Raw genomic sequence first — 3,539 nt, 5'->3', positions numbered from 1 at the left:
TGCAGGGGGGACCCTGTGGGAGAGTAGGACGCCGCCGAACAATTATTGTGGGAAAGCCCCGCACCTCTGGTGCGGGGCTTTCCTGCGTTCCGGGGGGCCTGTGCGCGTTCGTTCCGTGGCTGCAGGTAGGGTCATGGGGCATCGTCGGCACCATTCCAGCAGGAGGCCCCCGGGTGGAGGTCCAGGAGACTCGCGTTCAGACGGACCGGGTCCTCACCATCCCCAACATTCTCAGCATGGCGCGTCTCGTCGGCGTGCCGCTGTTCCTGTGGCTGATCCTGCGGCCGGAGTTCGGCGGTCCCAAGAGCGACGGATGGGCGCTGCTCGTCCTGGCGCTCAGCGGAGTGAGCGACTACCTCGACGGAAAGCTCGCCAGGCGGTGGAACCAGATCAGCAGCCTCGGCCGGCTTCTCGACCCCGCCGCCGACCGGCTGTACATCCTGTCCACGCTCGTGGGCCTCACCTGGCGCGAGATCCTGCCCCTGTGGCTGACCCTGGCACTCCTCGCACGCGAGGCGATGCTCCTCGTCATGGTGGGAATCCTCCGCCGGCACGGCTATCCGCCGCCGCAGGTCAACTTTCTCGGGAAAGCTGCCACTTTCAACCTGATGTACGCCTTCCCGCTGCTCCTGCTCAGTGACGGAACCGGCTGGCTTTCGTCACTCGCTGAAGTTTTCGGATGGGCTTTCGCCGGATGGGGTACAACTCTGTATTGGTGGGCAGGGATCCTCTACGTGGTCCAGGTCCGCCGACTCGTGAAGGCGGATACCGTGGCCGATTGAGCCAGTCCGTTTCCGCGCCGTGCAGCGTCGCCGGCGCCGGAGCGAAGACCTTACGAAGGCCCGCTGAGTGCGGACAGGTGAAGTCGGCAGGACCGTCGTCTCTTAAGGAGGACGCTTCCGACATGAAGGCCGTCGTGATGGCCGGTGGCGAAGGAACTCGCCTTCGCCCGATGACCTCGAGCATGCCCAAGCCTCTTCTGCCGGTCGCCAACCGGCCGATCATGGAGCATGTGCTGCGCCTGCTCAAGCGGCACGGTCTCACCGAGACCGTGGTGACCGTGCAGTTTCTCGCCTCGCTCGTCCGGAACTACTTCGGTGACGGCGAGGAGCTCGGGATGGAGCTCACCTACGCCAACGAGGAGAAGCCGCTCGGTACCGCGGGCAGTGTGAAGAACGCGGAGGAGGCGTTGAAGGACGACGCCTTCCTCGTCATCTCGGGGGACGCGCTCACCGATTTCGATCTCACCGATCTGATCGCCTTCCACAAGGAGAAGGGCGCACTCGTCACGGTCTGCCTCACCCGGGTGCCCAACCCGCTGGAGTTCGGCATCACCATCGTCGACGAGGAGGGCAAGGTCGAACGCTTCCTGGAGAAGCCGACCTGGGGCCAGGTCTTCTCGGACACCGTGAACACCGGCATCTACGTGATGGAGCCCGAGGTCTTCGACTACGTCAAGGCCGACGAGCCCGTCGACTGGTCCGGTGACGTCTTCCCGCAGCTGATGAAGGAAGGCAAGCCGATCTACGGCTACGTCGCCGAGGGCTACTGGGAGGACGTCGGCACCCACGAGAGCTATGTGAAGGCCCAGGCCGACGTGCTCGAGGGCAAGGTCCAGGTCGACCTCGACGGCTTCGAGATCTCCCCGGGCGTCTGGGTCGCCGAAGGTGCCGAGGTGCACCCCGACGCCGTGCTCCGCGGGCCGCTCTACATCGGTGACTACGCCAAGGTCGAAGCCGGTGCCGAGATCCGCGAGCACAGCGTCATCGGCTCCAACGTCGTCGTCAAGAGCGGAGCCTTCCTCCACAAGGCCGTCGTCCACGACAACGTGTACATCGGGCAGCAGAGCAATCTGCGCGGCTGCGTGATCGGCAAGAACACCGACATCATGCGCGCCGCCCGGATCGAGGACGGAGCCGTCATCGGCGACGAGTGCCTCGTCGGTGAAGAATCGATCGTGCAGGGCAACGTCCGGGTCTACCCGTTCAAGACCATCGAGGCCGGCGCCTTCGTCAACACCTCGGTCATCTGGGAGTCCCGCGGCCAGGCCCACCTCTTCGGAGCACGCGGTGTCTCCGGCGTCCTCAACGTCGAGATCACCCCCGAACTCGCGGTGCGGCTCGCCGGCGCGTACGCCACCACCCTCAAGAAGGGCTCCACCGTCACCACGGCCCGCGACCACTCCCGTGGCGCGCGCGCCCTCAAGCGGGCGGTCATCTCGGCCCTGCAGGCCAGCGCCATCGACGTACGCGACCTGGAGAACGTGCCGCTGCCCGTGGCGCGACAGCAGACCGCGCGCGGCAGCGCCGGCGGCATCATGATCAGAACATCGCCGGGCATCCCCGACTCGGTCGACATCATGTTCTTCGACGAACGCGGCGCGGACCTGTCCCAGGCCGGCCAGCGGAAGCTGGACCGGGTGTACGCGCGCCAGGAGTACCGGCGTGCCTTCCCCGGTGAGATCGGTGACCTCTCCTTCCCGGCCAGCGTCTTCGACTCGTACACCGGCTCGCTGCTGAGGAACGTCGACACCTCCGGCATCGCGGAAGCCGGACTGAAGGTCGTCGTGGACGCCTCCAACGGCAGCGCCGGGCTCGTGCTGCCGAGCCTCCTCGGCCGGCTGGGGGTCGACTCCCTGACCATCAACCCCGGTCTCGACGAGTCGCGGCCGACCGAATCCGTCGAGAGCCGGCGAGCCGGCCTCGTACGGCTCGGAGAGATCGTCGCCTCGGCGCGGGCAGCGTTCGGTGTCCGGTTCGACCCCGTCGGTGAGCGGCTCTCGCTCGTCGACGAGCGCGGCCGGATCATCGAGGACGACCGGGCGCTCCTCGTCATGCTCGACCTGGTGGCCGCCGAGCGGCGCTCCGGCCGGGTCGCGCTGCCGGTCACCACCACGCGTATCGCCGAGCAGGTCGCCGCCTACCACGGCACCCAGGTCGAGTGGACGACGACCTCCCCGGACGACCTCACGCGGGTCGGACGCGAGGAGTCCACCATCTTCGGCGGCGACGGGCGCGGCGGGTTCATCGTGCCCGAGTTCAGCAGCGTCTTCGACGGCGCCGCCGCGTTCGTACGGCTCATCGGCCTCGTCGCCCGCACTCAGCTCACGCTGAGCCAGATCGACGCGCGCATCCCGCGGGCCCATGTGCACAAGCGGGACATCCCGACGCCGTGGGCGGTCAAGGGGCTCGTCATGCGCCGGGTGGTCGAGGCGGCGGGCAGCCGCTTCGTCGACACCACCGACGGTGTGCGTGTGGTGGAGCCGGACGGCCGGTGGGTCATGGTGCTGCCCGACCCGGCCGAGGCCGTCACCCATCTGTGGGCCGAAGGCCCCGACGACACCTCCGCCCAGCACCTGCTGGACGAGTGGGCCGAGGTGGTCGACAGCGCCGGTCGCTGACGTCGGGCGCGGTGGGGGGGGGGGGGCCCCGGGGGGGGGGGGCCCCCCCCCCCCGGGGGGGGGGGGGGGGGGGGGCGGCGGGGCCCCCCCCCCCCGCCGGGCGCCCCGCCGCGCCCCCCCCCCGGGCGCCCGCAAACAC

Annotated in this window: 2 protein-coding genes; both read left to right on the top strand. The window is 68.9% G+C overall.

Annotation, left to right across the window (positions count from 1 at the left end):
- Positions 1-173: 173 nt before the first annotated feature.
- Complete coding sequence (locus ACFY60_RS16790; protein ID WP_388614708.1) at positions 174-782, top strand: CDP-alcohol phosphatidyltransferase family protein; 609 nt, start codon at positions 174-176, stop codon at positions 780-782.
- Between the two features lie 122 nt (positions 783-904).
- Positions 905-3,400, top strand: a complete 2,496-nt coding sequence (locus ACFY60_RS16785; protein WP_388614705.1) for a sugar phosphate nucleotidyltransferase — start codon at positions 905-907, stop codon at positions 3,398-3,400.
- The last annotated feature ends 139 nt before the right edge of the window (positions 3,401-3,539 follow it).

The organism is Streptomyces sp. NPDC012827, assembly GCF_042900905.1.
In the GTDB taxonomy this organism is placed as follows: domain Bacteria; phylum Actinomycetota; class Actinomycetes; order Streptomycetales; family Streptomycetaceae; genus Streptomyces; species Streptomyces gulbargensis.
This window is presented reverse-complemented; position numbering and strand designations above follow the sequence as displayed.

What these genes read in the sequence shown, in the direction of transcription:
- ACFY60_RS16785 (WP_388614705.1), top strand. Translation starts at nt 905, where the DNA reads ATGAAGGCCGTCGTGATGGCCGGTGGCGAAGGAACTCGCCTTCGCCCG.